At 66.8% G+C, this 18,794-nt stretch carries 21 protein-coding genes; 7 read left to right on the forward strand and 14 right to left on the reverse strand.

Going from position 1 to position 18,794, the window contains the following annotated elements; all coding sequences use genetic code 11:
* The first annotated feature begins 56 nt into the window (after positions 1–56).
* The gene (edd, locus tag Q0D93_RS02180) at positions 57–1,949 is read left to right on the forward strand and encodes a phosphogluconate dehydratase (RefSeq protein WP_294391221.1); all 1,893 of its coding nucleotides are present in this window, start codon (positions 57–59) and stop codon (positions 1,947–1,949) included.
* A gap of 14 nt (positions 1,950–1,963) precedes the next feature.
* Positions 1,964–2,557, forward strand: a complete 594-nt coding sequence (gene eda / locus Q0D93_RS02185) for a bifunctional 4-hydroxy-2-oxoglutarate aldolase/2-dehydro-3-deoxy-phosphogluconate aldolase (protein WP_294391224.1) — start codon at positions 1,964–1,966, stop codon at positions 2,555–2,557.
* 540 nt (positions 2,558–3,097) lie between these two features.
* Here the strand turns inward: eda and pgmG are convergent.
* The 7 genes from pgmG to Q0D93_RS02220 form a co-directional block, all read right to left on the reverse strand.
* Entirely contained in the window at positions 3,098–4,480 is a 1,383-nt protein-coding gene (pgmG, locus tag Q0D93_RS02190; protein WP_294390763.1) for a phosphoglucomutase/phosphomannomutase PgmG, read from the reverse strand.
* Positions 4,481–4,539: 59 nt separating this feature from the next.
* Positions 4,540–4,932 (reverse strand): molecular chaperone DnaJ, encoded by a 393-nt coding sequence (locus Q0D93_RS02195; protein WP_294390764.1) that lies wholly within the window; start codon positions 4,930–4,932, stop codon positions 4,540–4,542.
* Complete coding sequence (locus Q0D93_RS02200) at positions 4,929–5,717, reverse strand: division plane positioning ATPase MipZ (RefSeq protein ID WP_294390765.1); 789 nt, start codon at positions 5,715–5,717, stop codon at positions 4,929–4,931. Before Q0D93_RS02200 ends, Q0D93_RS02195 begins: the two co-directional genes overlap by 4 nt.
* A gap of 228 nt (positions 5,718–5,945) precedes the next feature.
* Positions 5,946–7,076 (reverse strand): GNAT family N-acetyltransferase, encoded by a 1,131-nt coding sequence (locus Q0D93_RS02205; protein WP_294390766.1) that lies wholly within the window; start codon positions 7,074–7,076, stop codon positions 5,946–5,948.
* Between the two features lie 4 nt (positions 7,077–7,080).
* A complete protein-coding gene (locus tag Q0D93_RS02210; RefSeq protein ID WP_294390767.1) occupies positions 7,081–7,542 on the reverse strand; it encodes a RidA family protein in 462 nt (153 codons plus the stop codon).
* A 32-nt stretch (positions 7,543–7,574) separates the two neighbouring features.
* The gene (locus Q0D93_RS02215) at positions 7,575–8,198 is read right to left on the reverse strand and encodes an HAD family hydrolase (RefSeq protein WP_294390768.1); all 624 of its coding nucleotides are present in this window, start codon (positions 8,196–8,198) and stop codon (positions 7,575–7,577) included.
* The gene (locus tag Q0D93_RS02220; RefSeq protein WP_294390769.1) at positions 8,195–8,473 is read right to left on the reverse strand and encodes a DUF3572 family protein; all 279 of its coding nucleotides are present in this window, start codon (positions 8,471–8,473) and stop codon (positions 8,195–8,197) included. Before Q0D93_RS02220 ends, Q0D93_RS02215 begins: the two co-directional genes overlap by 4 nt.
* A gap of 47 nt (positions 8,474–8,520) precedes the next feature.
* Between Q0D93_RS02220 and Q0D93_RS02225 the strand changes: the two genes are divergently transcribed.
* Positions 8,521–8,886, forward strand: a complete 366-nt coding sequence (locus tag Q0D93_RS02225; protein ID WP_294390770.1) for a response regulator — start codon at positions 8,521–8,523, stop codon at positions 8,884–8,886.
* Positions 8,887–9,009: 123 nt separating this feature from the next.
* Here the strand turns inward: Q0D93_RS02225 and Q0D93_RS02230 are convergent, their stop codons facing one another.
* The 6 genes from Q0D93_RS02230 to ispG form a co-directional block, all read right to left on the reverse strand.
* Positions 9,010–9,138, reverse strand: coding sequence for a hypothetical protein (locus tag Q0D93_RS02230; RefSeq protein ID WP_294390771.1), 129 nt, complete (start codon positions 9,136–9,138; stop codon positions 9,010–9,012).
* Between the two features lie 56 nt (positions 9,139–9,194).
* Positions 9,195–11,003, reverse strand: a complete 1,809-nt coding sequence (locus Q0D93_RS02235) for a DUF885 family protein (protein ID WP_294390772.1) — start codon at positions 11,001–11,003, stop codon at positions 9,195–9,197.
* 66 nt (positions 11,004–11,069) lie between these two features.
* Positions 11,070–11,885, reverse strand: a complete 816-nt coding sequence (locus tag Q0D93_RS02240; protein ID WP_294390773.1) for an ATP-binding protein — start codon at positions 11,883–11,885, stop codon at positions 11,070–11,072.
* On the reverse strand, positions 11,882–12,352 hold the full coding sequence (locus tag Q0D93_RS02245; protein ID WP_294390774.1) for a GNAT family N-acetyltransferase: 471 nt from the start codon (positions 12,350–12,352) through the stop codon (positions 11,882–11,884). The genes Q0D93_RS02240 and Q0D93_RS02245 overlap by 4 nt, the downstream gene beginning before the upstream one ends.
* Positions 12,349–13,209 carry a DMT family transporter gene (locus Q0D93_RS02250; RefSeq protein ID WP_294390775.1) on the reverse strand — a complete coding sequence of 287 codons (861 nt, stop codon included), beginning with the start codon at positions 13,207–13,209 and terminating at the stop codon, positions 12,349–12,351. The genes Q0D93_RS02245 and Q0D93_RS02250 overlap by 4 nt, the downstream gene beginning before the upstream one ends.
* 60 nt (positions 13,210–13,269) lie before the next feature.
* Positions 13,270–14,394 carry a flavodoxin-dependent (E)-4-hydroxy-3-methylbut-2-enyl-diphosphate synthase gene (gene ispG / locus Q0D93_RS02255; RefSeq protein ID WP_294390776.1) on the reverse strand — a complete coding sequence of 375 codons (1,125 nt, stop codon included), beginning with the start codon at positions 14,392–14,394 and terminating at the stop codon, positions 13,270–13,272.
* Between the two features lie 40 nt (positions 14,395–14,434).
* Here ispG and Q0D93_RS02260 point away from each other — a divergent pair, with 40 nt between their 5' ends.
* From Q0D93_RS02260 to Q0D93_RS02275, 4 genes are read left to right on the forward strand one after another with little or no spacing between them, the layout of a single operon-like run.
* Positions 14,435–15,631 carry an acyltransferase gene (locus Q0D93_RS02260; protein WP_294390777.1) on the forward strand — a complete coding sequence of 399 codons (1,197 nt, stop codon included), beginning with the start codon at positions 14,435–14,437 and terminating at the stop codon, positions 15,629–15,631.
* A gap of 34 nt (positions 15,632–15,665) precedes the next feature.
* The gene (locus tag Q0D93_RS02265) at positions 15,666–16,586 is read left to right on the forward strand and encodes an isoaspartyl peptidase/L-asparaginase (RefSeq protein ID WP_294390778.1); all 921 of its coding nucleotides are present in this window, start codon (positions 15,666–15,668) and stop codon (positions 16,584–16,586) included.
* Positions 16,583–17,518, forward strand: coding sequence for a S1/P1 nuclease (locus Q0D93_RS02270; protein ID WP_366510235.1), 936 nt, complete (start codon positions 16,583–16,585; stop codon positions 17,516–17,518). The genes Q0D93_RS02265 and Q0D93_RS02270 overlap by 4 nt, the downstream gene beginning before the upstream one ends.
* Complete coding sequence (locus tag Q0D93_RS02275; RefSeq protein WP_294390779.1) at positions 17,518–17,970, forward strand: hypothetical protein; 453 nt, start codon at positions 17,518–17,520, stop codon at positions 17,968–17,970. The genes Q0D93_RS02270 and Q0D93_RS02275 overlap by 1 nt, the downstream gene beginning before the upstream one ends.
* A gap of 277 nt (positions 17,971–18,247) precedes the next feature.
* Here the strand turns inward: Q0D93_RS02275 and pal are convergent, their stop codons facing one another.
* The gene (pal, locus tag Q0D93_RS02280) at positions 18,248–18,772 is read right to left on the reverse strand and encodes a peptidoglycan-associated lipoprotein Pal (protein ID WP_294390780.1); all 525 of its coding nucleotides are present in this window, start codon (positions 18,770–18,772) and stop codon (positions 18,248–18,250) included.
* Positions 18,773–18,794 lie beyond the last annotated feature (22 nt).

An 18,794-nucleotide genomic window follows, 5' to 3' on the forward strand; every position in this document is an offset into this window, starting at 1 on the left:
TGGGCCTTTGCCGTCGCTTTGACGTTGCAAAAGACAGCCCATGTGGCGATTTGGAGATCATGGCCCTCGATCCCAGAATTGCCGCCGTCACCGACCGCGTCATCGAGCGTTCGCGCCGCTCCCGCCGGTCCTACCTGTCGCTGATCGATCGCGAGCGGGAGCATGGCGTCGATCGTCCCCGGCTGTCCTGCGGTAATTTCGCGCACGGCTTTGCGGCGGCGGGCGAGGACAAGAAGGCCATCATTGCCGGCAAGGCGATGAACATCGGCATCATCACCAGCTACAACGATATGCTGTCGGCCCACGCCCCTTATTACCGCTATCCCGAACAGATGAAGCTGTTCGCCCGCGAAGTCGGCGCGACGGCGCAGGTCGCCGGCGGGGTGCCCGCCATGTGCGACGGTGTGACGCAGGGTCAGCCGGGCATGGAATTGTCGTTGTTCAGCCGCGACACGATCGCGCTTTCCACGGCGATTTCGCTCAGCCACGGCATGTTCGAGGGTATGGCCCTGCTCGGCATCTGCGACAAGATCGTGCCGGGCCTGCTGATCGGCGCGCTGCGCTTCGGCCACCTTCCGGCGATCCTGATCCCGGGCGGGCCGATGCCGTCGGGCCTGCCCAACAAGGAAAAGCAGCGCGTCCGCCAGCTCTATGCCGAGGGCAAGGTGGGCGAGCCGGAATTGCTGGAAAGCGAAAGCGCCTCTTATCACAGCTCCGGCACCTGCACCTTCTACGGCACCGCCAATTCCAATCAGATGATGATGGAGCTGATGGGTTTGCACGTGCCCGGCGCGGCCTTTATCAATCCCGGCACCAAGCTGCGCCAGGAACTGACGCGCGGCGCCGTGCATCGCCTGGCGGAGATCGGCTGGGCCGGGAACGATTATCGCGCGCTCGGCCATTGCGTGGATGAAAAGGCGATCGTCAATGCGGCGGTTGGCCTGCTGGCGACCGGCGGTTCGACCAACCACGCCATCCACCTGCCCGCCATCGCCCGCGCGGCGGGCGTGGTGTTCGACTGGGAGGATCTGGACGCACTGTCGGCGGCGGTCCCGCTGGTGGCGCGCGTTTATCCCAACGGCTCGGGCGACGTGAACCATTTCCACGCGGCGGGCGGCATCTCCTTCGTGGTCGGCACGCTGCTGGAGGCGGGCCTGATCCACGACGACATTCTTACCGTGTGGCAGGGCGGAATGCGCGCTTATGGCAGCGAGCCCGTGCTGGACGGTGATCGGGTCGCCTGGACCCCGGTGGTCGAGACCCGCGACGACACGATGCTGCGCCCGGCCTCCGCGCCGTTCCAGCCGGATGGTGGGATGCGCCTGGTGCAGGGCAATCTCGGCCGCGCCACGTTCAAGACCAGCGCGGTGGATCCCAGCCGCTGGACGATCGAGGCCCCTGCCCGCGTCTTCCACGATCAGGACGACGTGCTGGTCGCCTACAAGAATGGCGAGTTGCACCGCGACGTGATCGTGGTCGTCCGCTATCAGGGCCCGCGTGCCAACGGCATGCCGGAACTGCACAAGCTGACCCCCGCGCTGGGCGTGTTGCAGGACAAGGGGTTCAAGGTGGCTTTGGTCACCGATGGTCGCATGTCCGGCGCCAGCGGCAAGGTGCCGGCCGCCATCCACCTCTCGCCCGAGGCGCTCGGCGGCGGACCGATCGGCAAGCTGCGCGACGGCGACATCGTCCGCCTCGCCGCCGATGCCGGCACACTCGACGCTCTGGTCGATCCGGCCGATTGGGCCGCGCGCGGTCAGGCGAACCCGCCGCGGCCCCGCATCGGCACCGGCCGCGAACTGTTCGCCTTCATGCGCGAAGGCGCGTCCGGGGCGGAACAGGGCGGCTCCCGTATGCTGGCCGCCATGTGCGGCGACCTGGGCGAAGGATTGCTGGGCGATGATCCGGCCGAATACGTGAACATTGCCAACAAGGAAGTCGATGCGTGACAATTGACGATGTGATGACGATGGCGCCGGTCATTCCGGTGCTGGTGGTGAAGGACGTTGCCCATGCGCGGCCCGTGGCGGAGGCGCTGGTCGACGGTGGCCTGCCGGTGCTGGAGGTCACGTTGCGGACCGACGCCGCGCTCGACGTCATCCGCGAAATGTCCAGGGTCGAAGGCGCGTTCGTCGGCGCCGGCACCGTCCTCAACGAAACCCAGCTGGACGAGGCGATCGATGCCGGCGCCAAGTTCATCGTCAGCCCGGGCCTGACCACGCCGCTGGCCGAAGCGGCGATCGCGCGCGGCATTCCCTTCCTCCCCGGCATCGCGACGGCGGCGGACATCATGCGCGGCATGGATCTGGGGCTGGACCGGTTCAAGTTCTTCCCGGCCGAAACCTCCGGCGGGATCAAGGCGCTGAAGGCCCTGGCCGCGCCCTTCTACAAGGCGCGGTTCTGCCCGACCGGCGGCATCACGGTCGATACCGCGTCCGATTGGCTGGCGGTAGACGCGGTGACCTGCGTCGGCGGCAGCTGGCTTGTCCCCGCCGGCGAGATCGATCCCGCGGGCATCCATGCCCGCGCCCGCGCGGCCTCTGCCCTGCGAGCTTAAGGTATCTAAGCGGTTTCCGATCGATCTGGCTGGTACTCCTGCGAAGGCAGGCGCCCAGAACCATAAGGCAAATCTCACGCCGGCTGGGCCCCCGCCTTCGCAGGAGCATGGGGTGGTGATCCACCCTGATTGCAGACCGTTCGACGGCATGGTTGGAAGCGGGACGGCGCGATATATCACGCCGTTCATAGTCCACGGGTGGGCGCGGCTGCCCTGTCAGACGCGCCCGCATGCTGCTTTCTTGTTGCAGCCGCGCCGCACGCGGTTTGGAGGTCAGCGCCAAAGCATTAAACGGCATCCAGCGCCGGCTGGAGCTTACCGCATCGGCGCCACAAGTTTTTTGTGCTCCCGCGAAGGCAGGAGCCCAGCAGGCCAGCGATGCACCTCCACTCCTGAGCTGCCGCCTTCGCGGGAGCACTATCTTGTCAGTGCTCAGCTCGTTGATTTGAACTGGAAGAAGCGCCCTTCCGAGCCGGACGATTTCTCCCGGCCGCGGCGGAAGGATCGGGGGGCGGACCTGCGTCCGCCCCCAACTCTGCCTTAATGGCCAGCCTGCGGACCACGCTCCAGGCCTGACAAGGCCAATTGCTCGTCGATCTGCGCCAGCAGGCGGTCGAGCCCCGCCTGATCATTGGCCTCGGCCCGCGCCACCAGCACGTCCTGCGTGTTGGACGCCCGCAGCAGCCACCAGCCGTCGACGGTGTTGACCCGCGCGCCATCGGTGCGGTTCACGTCCGCGCCATTCTGCTCCAGCCGATCGAGGATTTCGGTCACCACCGCGAACTTGCGGCTTTCATCCACCTGGAACCGCATTTCCGGGGTGTTGACCAATTCCGGCATCTTGTCCTTGAGCGCGGTGAGCGAGCCGCCCAGCACCCGCACCGCCTGGATCAGCCGCACCGCCGAATAGATGGCGTCGTCGAAGCCATACCAATTGTGGCGGAAGAAGATGTGGCCCGACATTTCGCCCGCCAGCGGACTGCCGGTTTCAGCCATCTTGGTCTTGATCAGGCTATGGCCGGTCTTCCACATCAGCGGCTTGCCGCCCAGTTCCGCGATGCGATCATACAGCGCCTGGCTGGCCTTCACGTCGGCGATGATCGTACCGCCGGGCACTTCGCGCAACACCGGCTCGGCCAGGATCGAGAGCAATTGGTCGCCCCAGATTACCCGGCCCTGACCGTCGATCGCGCCGATCCGGTCTGCGTCGCCATCGAACGCGATGCCGAAGTCCAGCCCTTTGTCCAGCACCAGCTTCTTCAGATCCTGGAGGTTCTTTTCCTCGGTCGGATCAGGGTGATGGTTGGGGAAGCTGCCGTCGATCTCGGTGTAGAGGAGATGATGTTCGCCGGGCAGCCTGGCGACCAGCTTTTCCAGCACGCGCCCGCCCGCGCCGTTGCCATTGTCCCAGCCGATCCGGAACGCTCCGCCCGCATAACCCGCGAGCAGGCGGTCGACATACAGATCCTCGACCTCGGCGTCGGTCACCTCACCCTGGCCTTCTTCCCAGTCGCCTTCGGCCGCCATCAGGCCGATGCCCTGAATATCCTCGCCGAAGAAGGGCTTGTGCTGCAGCACCATCTTGAAACCGTTATAATCAGCCGGATTGTGGCTGCCCGTGATCTGGATGCCGCCATCCACCTCCAAAGTGGCCTCCGCATAATAGAGCATCGGCGTGGGGCCGAGGCCGGTGCGGACCACATCCACGCCGCTTTCGCTCAGGCCCTTGACCAGAGCATCGCGCAGGCTGGGCGACGAGACGCGGCCGTCCCAGCCCACCGCCACGCGCGTGCCCCCGGCGCGGCGCACGACCGTGCCGAAGCCACGGCCGATGGCATAGGCATCGTCCGGACCCAGGCTTTTGCCGACGATCCCGCGAATGTCATATTCACGCAGCGAAGTCGGATCGAAACGGTGGGTCATGAAATCTCCCTGGAATAAGGCTTTGCTATACCATCCAGACGCACGAAATTGTTACGGGTTCAACTATCCCGCAGCAATGCATCGCGGGCTGCGTTGACCTGACGGGTGAGGTCGGCCGAACCGCCCACATCCGGGTGGACGCGGGCGATGATGCGGCGATGCGCGGCGCGGACCTGCTGCGGCGGGGCATCGGCGGGAACATCGAGCACACGACTCGCCTCCTCCCGCGTCATGCCCGTGGGTGCAGGCTTGCCGCTTCGCCGGAACCACAGCCACCAGCCCGCACCGCCCAGGCCGAGCAGCGCGATCGGGACGTTGGTCCTCAGAAGCTTCAACGCCACCAGGGCCGCCACACAAGCGGCGACATCGCCGATACGGATCGCCTGCGGATCGCGCGTCTTCCAGGCCCAATAGATCGCGGCCGTCGCGACGATCAGGGCCAGAGCGATCATGCCGCCTGCGCGCGCGCCGCGCCGGCCTCGGGCAATTGCAGGCCCGCAATCAGTTCGCGCAGCTCGCCACGCGCCGCCACATGGGCCAGCCCCGCTTCCTTGCCGATCGCGCCCAGGTCCAGCAACGTCAGCCCCTTGGGAAACAGTTCGCGATAGATGACGCGCTCGGACAGGCCCGGAATGATGCGGAAGCCCACCCGCTTGGACAATTCACCCAGCGCGGCGGCAACCCGGCGCATGTTGCGCGCCTCCAGATGTTGCAGCCGGTTGCGCAGCACCACCCAGTCCACCGTCACTCCATCGCGCTTGCCGCGCGCCTTGCGGGCGTCCCACACCAGTTCGGCGTAGAAGCTCGGGCGCCTGATCTTGTAGCTGTCGGGATCAACCTGTCCGATCAGGTCCAAGTCGACAAAGCTGTCGTTGATCGGCGTCACCAACGTGTCGGCGGTGGAGATGGCGACGCGGACATGCTCGTCGTCACGGCCGGGCGTGTCCACCACCAGCACGTCCGCCTCCGCTGCCAGCGCGTCGAGTCGCTCCTCGATGTTCATTCCCTTGGCGGGATCGAACGTGTCGTAGACGGCGGTCGGCAGCTCGATGCCGTCGCGCTTGGCCAAGGCGGCACGGTTGTCGAGATAGCGGGCCAGCGTCCGCTGCCGCGTATCGAGGTCGATCGCGGCGACCCGCCGGCCCTGCGCCGCCAGCGCGATGGCGGTGTGAACCGCTGTCGTGGACTTGCCCGAGCCGCCCTTTTCGTTGGCGAAGACGATACGATGCGCGGCCATTACATTCCCCGTTCCGGACCATCCGGCTGCCGCCAACCGCTTAGACGAGGCAGCATATCCGACGCAATGACCGCCTCCGCCGAAGCTCACTTGCGTGGTTAATAGCATAGTTCCATGATCTTGTCGCATATCCGTCAATGCCGCGCATGATCAGCGACGAAGAAGCTGTCGGCTTGGGGGCTTAGGCGACTCCTCTCCGACGCGGTGACCAAGTGGCGATGGCGCGATCTACACCTGCTTGTAGGGGGCGAATTCGGCCAGATCCTCGATGTCGTCGGCCACCGCATCGCGCTCCTGCTCCAGGTAATCGGCCACGGCGCGGCGAAAACCGGGATCGGCGATATAATGTGCCGAAAAGGTCGGCGTCGGCAGGTAGCCGCGCGCCAGCTTATGCTCCCCCTGCGCGCCGGCTTCCACCCGCGCCAGCCTGCGTTCGATCGCGACATCGATCGCCTGGTAATAACACAGCTCGAAGTGGAGGAACGGCACCTCCTCCGTGGCACCCCAATAGCGGCCGTAGAGCGTGTCGCGGCCGAGCAGGTTGAGCGCGCCCGCGATCGGCCGTCCGTCGCGCAGCGCCAGCATCAGCACGATCTGCTCGCCCATCCGCTCGCCCAACAGGGAGAAAAAGGCGCGCTTCAGATAAGGCCGTCCCCATTTGCGCGACCCCGTATCCTGGTAGAAGCGCCAGAAGGCATCCCAATGCTCTTCGCGCAGGTCGGCGCCCGACAGGTGCTGGAATGTCAGCCCCTCGCGGGCGGCCGCGCGTTCCTTGCGGATCGCCTTGCGCTTGCGCGAGGCGAGCGCGTTCAGGAAATCGTCGAAGCTGCCATAGTTGTCATTCTGCCAGTGGAACTGGCGGTCGGCGCGGATCAGCCACCCCGCCGCCTCGAACAGCGGCACCTGTTCGGGCGCGACAAAGGTGGCGTGGGCGGACGACAGGCCATGCTGCGCCACCACCGCCTCCACCGCCGCGATCAGGCTGGGAGCCACTGCCGGATCGCGCAGCAGCAGGCGCGGCCCCGGCACGGGCGAGAACGGCACCGCGATCTGCAGCTTGGGATAATAACGCCCTCCTGCCCGCTCGAACGCATCGGCCCAGCCCTGGTCGAACACATATTCGCCCTGGCTGTGGCTTTTGGCATAGGCCGGAACAATGCCGGCGGGCGCCCCATCAGCGCCGTCGATTACGATCGGCACCGGCTGCCAGCCGACACGCGCGGTGGCACTGCCCGATTCCTCAAGCGCGCCCAGAAAGGCATGGCTGACGAAGGGGTTGTCGTCGCCGGCACAGGCGTCCCATGCGTCGGCGGGCACGGCACCGACGCCATCGGCCATGCGGGCGACCACGTCTGTCATCCGATCAGGCGCGGACGGCGACCACCGCATCCACCTCAACAATCGCATTCAGCGGCAATACCGGCACGCCGACCGCGCTGCGGGCATGCTTGCCGGCATCCCCGAACACCGTCTGCATCAGTTCGGACGCGCCATTGGCCACCTTGGGCTGGGCGGAAAAGTGCGCGGAGGAGGACACGAACACGCCCAGTTTCACGATCCGCTCGACCCGATCCAGCGATCCCAGGGCTGCCTTGATCTGCGCCAGGATCATCACGCCGCACCGCTCCGCCGCCTGGCGCGCATGATCCTCGTCCCCGTCCTCGCCGCAGCGGCCGGTCATCAGCGATCCGTCCTCGCGAAACGGCAGCTGACCCGACAGATGCAGGAAACCGCCAATCTCGACGGCCGGCACATAGGCCGCGACCGGGGCGGCGGGTTCGGGAAGGACGATGCCAAGTTCGGCCAGGCGCTGATCGATGCTCATGCCGCAGCCTTGCTCCGCGCGGGCGGGAATCGTCAAGGGAGCGGTTCGCCCCTGAACCGCGCGAGCACCCATTCCACCGCATCGTCCCACCGGTCGATCCGGGCATGGGCATGCGGCGCGGGCGGGATGGTGGAGGCGATCGCCGGCTCCGCGATCATGTGCAGGCGGAATACGTCCGGCGCATGATCCGCCACGGAGGCGTGATGCTCCTCCAGATCGTCGACGAACACCGTCACGCTCGACCGGTGCTCCGCCGCCAGCCGCGCGACCGGTTCGCCCTTGCCGCCCTGGTTGCAGACGATACGGTGGCGGATGCCGTGGGTTGCCAACTGCTCGGACCGACCAGCATGGCACCAGTCCTTCAGGTTGGTAAGGATCACGATGTCGGCCACCTCGCCAATCCGGCGCAGCGCCTCGCCCGCGCCGGGGGCCAGCGTCTGGCGTGGCATCTCGCTCGCGAAGAAGCTGTCGAGCAGCGGCCATACCTCCTGCTCCGGCACCAGCATGCCGTCATGGCGACGCGTCAGCGCCTCGGCAAAGGCGCCGCCTTCCGGCCGGAACTCGATCCCATGCGCCTCGTCCAGCCATGCGCCGAAATGGCGCACCATGTGCAGCAACACCTCGTCGCAATCGGTGATCAGCAGCGGGCGGCTCATCGCTCCAATGCCTCATGCGCCGCGACCAGGGCGGCGGGCGTGGTTTCGATCGCGTCCGCGCAGGCGACCAGATCGGGCTCGTACGCTTCCAGAAAGGCCAGAACCGCCGCGAGCAGCGCCGGATCGCCCGCCCGTTCGCGGAGGTCGGCGGGCGTGAGCCCGGTCACCGCCACCATGCGTTCTGCACGCTGTGGCTCTTGTATGACCCAGCTCAACGCTTCAAGGGCGAGGACAAGCGGGTCCTTAAGCTTCTGTTTATCTGGATGAATAATCATGTAAGCGGGGGCTCGGAGCGTAGCGAATGGTAAGTGAGGCGGTTCAAGTGGCCAAGACCGTGCTCATTGTCGAGGACAATGAGCTCAACCTGCGTCTGTTTTGCGACCTGCTAACAGCGCACGGCTATCAGGCCATTCCGCTGGGCGACGGGCGGGAGGCCGTGGCGCGCATCCGTGAGCTGCGCCCCGATCTCGTCGTGATGGATATCCAATTGCCCTATATCACGGGCCTGGAGCTGATCGAGGCGATCAAGCAGGATGCGGATCTCGGCAGTACGCCGATCATGGCGGTCACCGCTTATGCCGCCAAGGGGGATGAGGAACGCATCCGCCACGCCGGTGCCGAGGCCTATGTCTCCAAGCCTGTTACGGTCACCCGCTTTCTGGAGGCGGTGCGCAGCCTGATCGGTTGAGACGAGGCGGCAGGCGCGGTCTCAGTACAGGCGCCGTTCGACACGAAAGCTCGCCCACCATCGCTCAGCCCGGCATGCTGGCCACGTCCGAGGAGATGATCTCCCCCCGGGCGCGTTCGGCATTCAGAAGGGCATCATGCCGAAATATTTCAGCACGCCCAGAACCGCGATCAGCAATGCAATGGCCGCGATCACGCCGCCCATGCTGCCGCCGCTCCGCTCGATCACCACCTTTTCGCGTTCTTCCACCATGTGAACTCTCCCGTTTGAGGAAGCCCTAACGCAGCTCGGAACGGGAGCGTTCCGGATCAGGCGCGACGTGCCTCCGCGATCCAGCGGTCGACGGTGCGGTCGAGAATGGTAAGCGGCATGGCGCCGTCGCGGATGACGGTGTGGAACTGCTTGACGTCGAACTTCGGCCCCAGCGCCTGTTCCGCCCGCTTGCGCGCCGCGCTCCACGTCATGTGCCCGACCTTGTAGCTGCACGCCTGGCCGATCATGGTGCAGTAACGCTCCACCTCGCGCTGCACGCGCGGGCGGGCGAAGCCGGTTGCTCCGACCATATAGTCAACCGCCTGCTCGCGGCTCCACCTCTTGGCGTGGATGCCGGTATCCACCACCAGCCGCGCCGCGCGGAACAGGAAGGACTGGAGGTAGCCGGCTTTCTCAACCGGCGTGCGATAGGCCTTCACCTCGTCCGCAAGCTGCTCCGCATACAGCGCCCACCCCTCGGTATAGGCCGAGAAGAAGCCGGTCGCCTTGCGCAGCAGCGGAATGCTGCTCGACTCCTGGCTGATGCTGATCTGCAGGTGATGGCCCGGCATGCCTTCATGATAGGTCAGCGACGGCAAAGTATATCTCGGCCAGTCGCGCACATCCTTCAGGTTGATGTAATAAATGGCCGGGCGCGATCCATCGAGCGCGCCGCGCTGATAATAGCCGTTGGACGCGCCGTCCTGGATCTCCACCGGCACCGCACGGATCTCCAGCGGCGTTCGGGGCAGGTCCAGGAACAGCTGCGGCAGGCGCGTCGTCATGTCGCGCACGCCTTCGTTCAGGCTCGCGATCAGCTGCGCGCGCCCTTCGGCCGTATCGGTATAGAGCTGCGCCGGATCGTTGTTGAGCGCGGTCAGCCGCTCGCCCACGCTGCCGTTGGTCAGTCCCTGGGCGCGCAGGATCGTGTCGAGCTGCGCGGTGATGTCCCGCACCTGCTCCAGCCCCATGGCATGGACCTGCTCGGGGCTCAGCGTGGTTGTGGTCGCCTGTTGCAGGGCTGCGGCATAGATGGCGTCGCCCTGCGGCAGTCGCCAGACGCCGGCGATATTGCTCGCCTTGGGGCGAAGCTGCTGCATCAGGGCGATCTGGCGGTCCAGCGCGGGATAGACCCGCGTTTCCACGATCCGCGTGGCGCGAGCCGCCCAGTCCCCGACGATACCCTTGCCCTGCGCACGGGTAGCGAGCGAGCGGACCATGTTGCTGTCCGCCGCAGCCGGCGCACGCAGCTTGGTCAGCTGCCCGATGGTCAGGTCGACCGAGAAGTCCGGCGCAAGAATGCCGCGTGCCGCCTGCTCGCGCTGGACCGCGCTGTCCTGATCCAGCGCGGTCGCGAAGGCCGAGAGGCGATCGAGATAGGCCTCGCAATCCTCGGCGCTGGCGATGGTATGCGTGCCGTTGAGGAAATCGGGCACCGAGAAATAGGCGCCGCCCTGCTGAAAGATGCGATAGGGCCGCTGGACGCCATCGAGCTTGAACCTGTCCCACGGCAGCGTCCAGGTGTTGAGCGTGTAGAGTACGATCTCCCGGTTGAGCCGCCCCGCCGCCGACAGGCCGGCCGGATCGATCGCCTCCAGCTTGGCGATCCAGCCCTTGGCCGTTGCCGCCTCGCGCGCCGCTTCACCCGCGCTGCGGTCGGACAATTGGTGGCGCAAGGCGGCGTTCGCACCCTTGTCCAGGCCCAGCGACGTCGCCAACTCGGGCGACCGCTTCAGCGTGTCGGCAAAAATCTGGTCGAACAGCCCGTCGAGCTTGGGATCGCCATTCTGCGCGAACAAGGCGGTGGGAAGGCCGCACGCCATGGCCGCAGCCGCACCGGAATAGAGAAACGCACGACGGTCCATCTTGGGCAGGCTCCGGAATCAGGGACTTGCCAACAGCTTAGCCGTACCGCCTGCTCACGCAACCGGTCAGAGGGTCTTGCCCTGCCTGCCGGCAAGTTCGACCACATATTGCCACGCCACCCGCCCCGACCGTCCGCCGCGCTGCGTCGCCCATGCGATCGCCTCGGCAGGATCGAGCGTCAGGCAGTAGGTGCGCGCATAACCCTCCACGATCGCAACGTAAGTGGGCTGATCGACCACGTGGAAGCCCAGGCTGAGCCCGAACCGGTCCGCCAGCGCCAACTTGTCGTCGGCCACATCGCGCGGATTGATCGCATTATCCTGTTCGGCCAGGTCGCGCGGCACGATGTGGCGGCGGTTGGCGGTGACGTGCAGGCGGGCATTGCCCGGCCGCGCCTCCGCCCCGCCCTCCAGGATCGAGCGCAGCAGGCGCGGCGCCTCGCTCGGCTCGGCAAAGCCGAGATCGTCGATGAACAAGGCGAAGCTGCGCGGTACGTCGGCCAGGGTAGCGAACAACGCAGGCAGATTCGCCAGCGCATCGCCCGCAATCTCCACCAGCGCCAGATCGCCGCCTTCGCCTTGCACCGCGCCGACGCTGGACTTTACCAAAGCCGACTTGCCGGTGCCGCGCGCGCCCCACAGCAGCACGTCATGCGCCGGCAGGCCCGCCGCCAGCCGCCGCATATTGCCGAGCAATGCCGTCCTCTGCGCGTCCACGCCTTCCAACAGGTCGAGCGGTAATGGCGCAAAGCTGCGCGCCGCTTGTAACGCCCCGTCGCGCCACACATAAGCGGGATGCGCCAGCGGGTCCGCGCTGGGCGCCGGCGGGGGCGAGAGACGCTCCAGCGCCGCCGCGATCCGGGCGAGCAGTTCGTCGTTCATCGTGCCAGTTCCTGCAACGCTGCACCATCGATCCGCCAAGGCTCCCACGTCGTCTGGCGCCGGCCGCCGATCGCCTGATAAAAGTCCTTGGCCGGCTGGTTCCAGTCCAGCACCGCCCAGTCGATCCGGGTGTAACCGTTCGCGACCGCCTCCTGTGCCAGCGCGCGGAACAGCGCCTTGCCCGCCCCCGTACCGCGTGCAACCTCCGTGACGAACAGATCCTCCAGGTAGATGCCCGGCCGCCCGGTCCAGGTCGAATAGTTGAGAAACCAGACGGCGATGCCGACGATCTCTCCTTCACTTTCCGCAACATGCGCCGATACGCGGGCATCGGCTGCGAACAATGTGTCATGGAGCGCGGCTTCATCCGTTCGTACCGCGTCCGGCTCGCGCTCATAGGTGGCGAGCGCCCGGATCAGGTGGAGGATGGCAGCGGTATCGGCGGGCATGGCGCGGCGAATGATCATAAGGCAGCCTCCGTTACCGGTCCGGGCTCCTTGCGTCCACGCGCCGCGACCAGGCAAGCGACGATGATCATGGCCGCGCCCACGATCGTCAGCGGCAGCAGCCGCTCGCCGAACACGACCGCACCCAGGATCGCCGACCAGACGAAGGCGGTATATTCCACCGTTGCAAGCCGCTGCGTCTCCGCATGGGCATAGGCCCAGGCGAGCAGCAGGGACGAGATGATCGCCAACACCGAAGCGGCCGCCAGCCGAGGCAATTGGTGCGGCTCGGGCAGGATCGCTGCCGCCGGAGCGGCCAGCCCGTACAAGCCTAGAAAGACGATGTTGGTGAAGAAGGTGATCTCGATCGGCCCTGCCAGCAGGGCGCTGCGGCGAAGCTGGACGAGGTTATAGGCGTAGAACATGCCGGCCACGATGATCGCCAGCGCGCCACGCAGCGCGTCCGCGCTCCCCCCGCCATGCGCGCGGCCCAGCAGGATCACGATCACGCCCGCAAGTGCGATCAGCGAGGCACAGATCGTCCGCCTGAGAACCTGTTCGCCCAATAACAGCGCCGCCAGCAGCATCGCCATGATCGGAGAGAGAAAGGTTAGCGCCACCCCCTCCGCCATCGGCACGCGCACCAGCCCCCAGAAGAACAGCAATACCGAAATACCGGCCGCCACGCTCCGCCGAACATGCACCAGCATGGTCGCGCGCAGAGGCCAGCCCTCGCCTCGCGCCAGGAACAGCGGACCGGTCAGCACCACGCCGATCACCGACCGCCACAACATGGCATTATAGGCCCCCATCTCGATCGACAGGCCCTTCATGAACGCGTCCATGCAGGCGAAATTGGCGATGCCAAGCGCCGCCACCGCATAGGCGACTGATGGCGCGACGCCCTTCCCCGGCCCGCCCGGCGCAGCGATCGTGGGTTACTCCGCCGCGACGGGCAGTGCGTTCGCCGCCTCGATCTCCGCCGCCTTGGCCTCGACCAGCTTCACGATGTGGTCGACCATGTCGGCGTCGTTGATCGTGTGGTCGGTCACGCCCGACAGATAGACCATGTGCTTGCCGTTGCCGCCGCCGGTCAGGCCGATATCCGTTTCCCGCGCCTCGCCCGGGCCGTTGACGACGCAGCCCAGCACGGACAGCGACATGGGCGTGCGGATATGGGTCAGCCGCGCTTCCAGTTTCTCCACCGTGCGGATCACGTCGAAACCCTGCCGCGCGCAGGACGGGCAGGAGATGACGCGCACGCCGCGCTGGCGCAGGCCGAGTGCCTTCAAGATCTCGAACCCGACCCGGATCTCCTCCTCCGGCTCGGCCGAGAGGCTGACGCGGATCGTGTCGCCGATCCCGAACCACAGCAGGCTGCCCATGCCGATGGACGACTTCACCGTCCCGCCGATCAGCCCGCCCGCCTCGGTGATGCCCAGGTGCAGCGGGCAATCCACCGCTTCGGCCAGTTGCTGGTAAGCGGCGGCGGCCAGGAACACGTCCGACGCCTTCACCGCCACCTTATATTCGTGAAAGTCATGGTCCTGCAGTAGCTTGATATGGTCCAGCGCACTTTCGACCAACGCCTCGGGGCACGGCTCGCCATATTTTTCCAGCAGGTCGCGTTCCAGGCTGCCGGCATTCACGCCGATGCGGATCGCGCAGCCATTGGCCTTGGCGGCCCGCACCACCTCCGCCACGCGCGCATCCGATCCGATATTGCCGGGATTGATGCGCAGGCACGCCGCGCCCGCGTCTGCCGCCTCCAGCGCGCGCTTGTAGTGGAAGTGGATGTCCGCCACGATCGGCACCTGCGCCGCGCGCACGATCTGCTTCAGCGCGACCGTCGATGCCTCGTCCGGGCACGACACGCGGATGATGTCCGCGCCGGCTTCCTCGCAGCGGCGGATCTGGTCCACCGTGGCGCGCACGTCGTCGGTCGGCGTATTGGTCATGGTCTGCACCGTAATCGGCGCGTCGCCCCCAACGGGCACATTGCCGACCATGATCTTGCGCGATTGGCGGCGCGTAATATCGCGCCAGGGGCGAACGGAGGACATGCATGCCTTATAGAGTATCGAGGTGACGGATCAAAGGCGCATGGCGACGAACGGCATCGCCCAGTCCATCATTCCGCGCCATGCCGGCATGGACTGGCTGCGGATCGGCGCGTTCGGGCTGCTGATCCTCTACCATCTGGGCCTCTATTTCGGGCCGTGGGGCTGGCATATCGGCAGCCCGCATCCGGTGTCGTGGCTGATATTCCCCCTGCTCGCGCTCAATCCGTGGCGGATGACGTTGCTGTTCCTGGTGTCAGGCTATGCCGCGCGGGCCCTGCTGTCGCGCACCTCGCCCGCCGCATTCCTGCGGTCGCGCGCGACGCGCCTGCTGCTGCCGCTGATGTTCGGCGTGCTGGTGGTGATGGCGCCGCAGCCGTGGGTGGAGCGGTCGCTGGACGGCTCCTACCCGCATGGGCTGCTCCGCTATTGGCTCACCGACTATCTCAGCATGGGCGATCCCACCACGCCCGCGCTCAACAACCTATGGTTCGTGCTGTATATCTGGGCCTATTCGGTGGTTGTCGGCCTCGGCGCCTGGCTGTTGCCCGCATCTGTCCGGCAAAAGCTGCGCGCCGGGCCCGCGCGCCTGCTGGACGGCCCGCAACTCCTCGCCTTGCCGATCCTGTGGCTGCTGCTGATCCGGCTGGTCTGGTTTCCGACCATGCAGCCGACCAACCATGTGCTGCACGACCTCAACGGCCACTTGACCTACTTGCCGGCCTTTCTGTCGGGCATGATGCTAGCGGGCGCGCCGCATCTCCACGCGACCATGCACCGCTTTCGCTGGCCTGCCGCGATGCTGGCGCTGGCCGGCTTCGGGCTGATCCTGTCGCAGATCCTGCTGCTCGGCCACGAACCGCCGCTTGGCACGCCAGCCGCCGCGATCGGGCGGTGCGGCGCTGCGGTGATGAACTGGGGCATGATCGTGCTGCTGGTCGGCGCAGTCGAGCCGATCAGGAGCGGCACCTCCAGCCTGCGCGCGACCCTGAACGAGGCGGTGTTCCCCAGCTACATCGTCCATCAGACCGCGATAGTCCTGATCGCCTGGTGGATCCGCCCGCTGAACCTGTCCAACTTCGCGCAGTTCGGGCCGATGTTGGTCGGCACCTGCCTCGCTTGCTGGTTCTTCTACCGCCTCGGTCTGGCAAGCGGCCCCTTCCGGCCCCTGTTCGGCCTGGCACCAGCGCGACCAAAGCAAGCCGAACCCCGCTTGTCCCGGCTCTCGCGCTCGGGCTAAGCGGCCGGCACCTCACCACGGGAAAGAGCATCACGTGACCAGTTGGACACTCGTCATCCACGGCGGCTCGGGCAGCATGACTCGCGACATCCTTTCGTCTCAGGACGATGCGGCGGGCCGCGCCGGGCTGGCGGCGGCACTGGCGGCGGGCGCGGCAATCCTGCGCGAAGGCGGCAGCGCCACCGATGCGGTGCAGGCGGCGGTGGAGGTCCTGGAGGACGATCCCGCCTTCAACGCCGGCCGCGGCTCGGTCTTCACCGCCGAGGGGCATATCGAATGCGACGCCGCGATCATGGACGGCAAGACGATGGACGCGGGCGCCGTCGCGGGCCTGCGCACCACCCGCCACCCGGTCGCCCTCGCCCGTGCGGTGATGGCAGACAGCCCGCACGTCTTCCTCACCGGCGCGGGTGCGGAAGGTTTTGCCCGCGAACGGGGAATCGAGGCGGTGGCCCCCTCCTGGTTCGAGACCGCCGAGCGCCGCCGCCAGCTGGACGAAATCCTCGCCCGCCCCGACGCGCCGTTCGACAGCGGCATGAAATATGGCACGGTCGGCGCGGTGGCGGTCGACAATGACGGCCATGTCGCCGCGGCCACCTCCACCGGAGGGCTGACCGGCAAGAAGTGGGGTCGCGTGGGCGACTCGCCCCTGATCGGCGCCGGCACCTATGCCGACGATCGCGCCGCCGCCGTATCCTGTACCGGCGCGGGCGAATATTTCATTCGCCTGGGCGTGGCGCATGAAATCTGCGCGCGCGCACGGCTGGGCGAATGGAGCATCGAGGATGCGGCCGACACGCTGATCGACGAACTGGGCGACATGGGCGGCAAAGGCGGCGTGATCGTGGTCTCGCCCGACGGCTCGGGCGGCTGGGCCTTCAACACGCCCGGCATGTACCGCGCCATGCAAACGCATGATTCCGATCCGGAAATCGCCATCTACGGCGACGAGTGACCTTGCGCCGTCATGCGCTTGCGCTAACCGCCACCGTCATGCGCCTCCCCCGCTTCCTCCTTGCCGCGTCGGCCATACTGCTGATGCCCTCGCCCGCCTTCGCCTGGTGGGAATATGGGCATGAGACGGTGGCGGAAATCGCCATGTCTCAGGTCCAGCCGCGCACCCGCGCCTCGATCGCCTGGCTGCTGAAGCATCAGGCCGCATTGGAAACCCCGACCTGTCCCGCGCGCACGATCGAGGAGGCGTCGGTCTGGCCGGATTGCGTCAAGACGTTGGGCGATCGCTTCAGCTATCAATATAGCTGGCACTATCAGGATCCTGAGATCTGCCGCCCGTTCGACCTCACGCCGTTCTGCAAGGACGGCAATTGCGTCTCCAAGCAGATCGAACGTAATCAAAGGCTTGTGGCCGATCGTTCGCTCCCGGTGCGTGATCGCGTGATGGCGCTGGCCTACCTCGTCCATTTTGTCGGAGACCTCCACCAGCCGCTCCACGGCGGGGAGCATGACGGCGATCAGGGCGGCAACAAGCCCAAAGTCCGCTACGGCAATCTTCCGCCCCGTCCGCTCCACAGCATCTGGGACGGCCTGCTGGCGGAACGTGCCATCTCCACGCCGCAAGGGGGTGCCGCCGGCATCCTGTCCGAAGTCCCCGTCGCTGAGCGGCCCGTCCTCGCACGCGGCAGCGTCGAGGATTGGAGCCGCGAAAGCTGGCAGGCGGCCCGGGACCTCGTCTACGCGACCGCGCAGGCCGACCCGTGCGCGCCCGCCGATCCCAACGCCCACCTCGACGAGGCGACGATCGAGCGGCTGGTGCCGCAGGTCAGGCGTCAGGTGGCGAAGGGCGGCCTCCGCCTCGCCCGCTTGCTGGACGAGGCGCTCGACGGCAACCATCCCGAAGTGGCGCATCCGCCGAGGATACGCGGCTGATGCGCTACTTTCTCGACACCGAATTCAACGGCTTCGGCGGCTGCCTGATCAGCCTGGGCCTCGCGCCCGAAAGCGGCGACCAGGATTATTATGTGGTGATCCCGATGACGGAAGCGCCCACGCCGTGGGTCGAACGCCACGTCATGCCCTATCTCGAAAGCGTGCCGCGTACGCTCTACAACCGGCTGGACGCGGTCGCGGCGGCGCACGACATCGCCGCATATCTCAGCACCGATCCGGAGCCGGAGATCGTGGCCGACTGGCCGGAGGATATTGCCCTGTTCGCGCGCCTGATAGTAACGGGCAATGCGGAGATCGCCGACGTCAGCAACCTGCGCTTCCACTTCGTCCGCACACCGGGCTTCTCCACCTCGGCCAACAGCCAGGTGCCCCACAACGCCCTGCACGATGCCCGCGCACTCAGGGACTTCATCCTCTCGACCGAAGGCTAGCGTCCGCAGAGGGTAGCCGCTCCGAAGAGCCGAAGCGCGTGTCAGCTGCTCCCGCGAAGGCGGGAGCCCAGGCGGTGGACCGTGAACGTGTAGTGCTGTCCCGCACAAAACAATCCCGTCGTCCGGAATTTGCGGAAACCCGCGGGTCAAACTCGTGTCGCTTGCCTGCTGGGCTCCTGCCTTCGCAGGAGCACAGCAATGGCCCTGGGACGCGGCAAACACAGGAAGACCGGGCACGATGGCCCACGCCACCGCCCCCGGCTCCCATTGTCGCAGCTTATTCCGGCACGACCGTCACGGCGCGACGGTTCTGCGCCCAAGCGCTCTCGTCCGAACCCTGCGCGGCGGGGCGCTCCTTGCCATAGCTGATCACGCTGATGCGGCTCGCCGGCACGCCCGCATTGACCAGGAAGTTCTTGGCGGAGTTGGCGCGACGATCGCCCAGCGCCAGATTATACTCGCGGGTGCCGCGCTCGTCGCAATGACCTTCCACGGTGACGCGCACCTGCGGATACTTGCGCAGCCAGGCGGCCTGACGCGTCAGGATCGCCTGCGCCTCGGCATCGACGTCCGAGCTGTCGGTCACGAACAGGACCGTGTCGGTGCCGGCCTGCGCCAGCAGGTCCGCGCGCGAGCCCGGGACGACGGTGTTGCCGACATCGCCGGTCGACGACGACGGCGGCGCGGGCTGGCTCACATCGCTCGGCGGCGCGGGCGGCAGCTGTGCTGGCGGCTTCTTGGAACAGCCCGCAACCGCGATCAGCGCGGCGGTCGCCATCAATGTGGCGGTGGTCTTCTTCATCCCTTCGGCTCCTTTTCCATTA

This window comes from uncultured Sphingomonas sp. (assembly GCF_934560975.1).
Classification (GTDB): domain Bacteria; phylum Pseudomonadota; class Alphaproteobacteria; order Sphingomonadales; family Sphingomonadaceae; genus Sphingomonas_I.

Bases quoted from the DNA above. Each gene is read 5' to 3' on its own strand.
- Q0D93_RS02215 (WP_294390768.1), bottom strand. From the start codon at position 8,198: ATGAGCCGCCCGCTGCTGATCACCGATTGCGACGAGGTGTTGCTGCAC.
- Q0D93_RS02195 (WP_294390764.1), bottom strand. From the start codon at position 4,932: ATGATCGCTCTGGCCCTGATCGTCGCGACGGCCGCGATCTATTGGGCC.
- Q0D93_RS02210 (WP_294390767.1), bottom strand. From the start codon at position 7,542: ATGAGCATCGATCAGCGCCTGGCCGAACTTGGCATCGTCCTTCCCGAA.
- pgmG (WP_294390763.1), bottom strand. From the start codon at position 4,480: ATGACCCACCGTTTCGATCCGACTTCGCTGCGTGAATATGACATTCGC.
- Q0D93_RS02220 (WP_294390769.1), bottom strand. From the start codon at position 8,473: ATGATTATTCATCCAGATAAACAGAAGCTTAAGGACCCGCTTGTCCTC.
- Q0D93_RS02245 (WP_294390774.1), bottom strand. From the start codon at position 12,352: ATGATCATTCGCCGCGCCATGCCCGCCGATACCGCTGCCATCCTCCAC.
- eda (WP_294391224.1), top strand. From the start codon at position 1,964: ATGACGATGGCGCCGGTCATTCCGGTGCTGGTGGTGAAGGACGTTGCC.
- Q0D93_RS02260 (WP_294390777.1), top strand. From the start codon at position 14,435: ATGGCGACGAACGGCATCGCCCAGTCCATCATTCCGCGCCATGCCGGC.
- Q0D93_RS02275 (WP_294390779.1), top strand. From the start codon at position 17,518: ATGCGCTACTTTCTCGACACCGAATTCAACGGCTTCGGCGGCTGCCTG.
- Q0D93_RS02235 (WP_294390772.1), bottom strand. From the start codon at position 11,003: ATGGACCGTCGTGCGTTTCTCTATTCCGGTGCGGCTGCGGCCATGGCG.
- Q0D93_RS02230 (WP_294390771.1), bottom strand. From the start codon at position 9,138: ATGGTGGAAGAACGCGAAAAGGTGGTGATCGAGCGGAGCGGCGGCAGC.
- Q0D93_RS02205 (WP_294390766.1), bottom strand. From the start codon at position 7,076: ATGACAGACGTGGTCGCCCGCATGGCCGATGGCGTCGGTGCCGTGCCC.
- Q0D93_RS02200 (WP_294390765.1), bottom strand. From the start codon at position 5,717: ATGGCCGCGCATCGTATCGTCTTCGCCAACGAAAAGGGCGGCTCGGGC.
- Q0D93_RS02240 (WP_294390773.1), bottom strand. From the start codon at position 11,885: ATGAACGACGAACTGCTCGCCCGGATCGCGGCGGCGCTGGAGCGTCTC.
- ispG (WP_294390776.1), bottom strand. From the start codon at position 14,394: ATGTCCTCCGTTCGCCCCTGGCGCGATATTACGCGCCGCCAATCGCGC.
- pal (WP_294390780.1), bottom strand. From the start codon at position 18,772: ATGAAGAAGACCACCGCCACATTGATGGCGACCGCCGCGCTGATCGCG.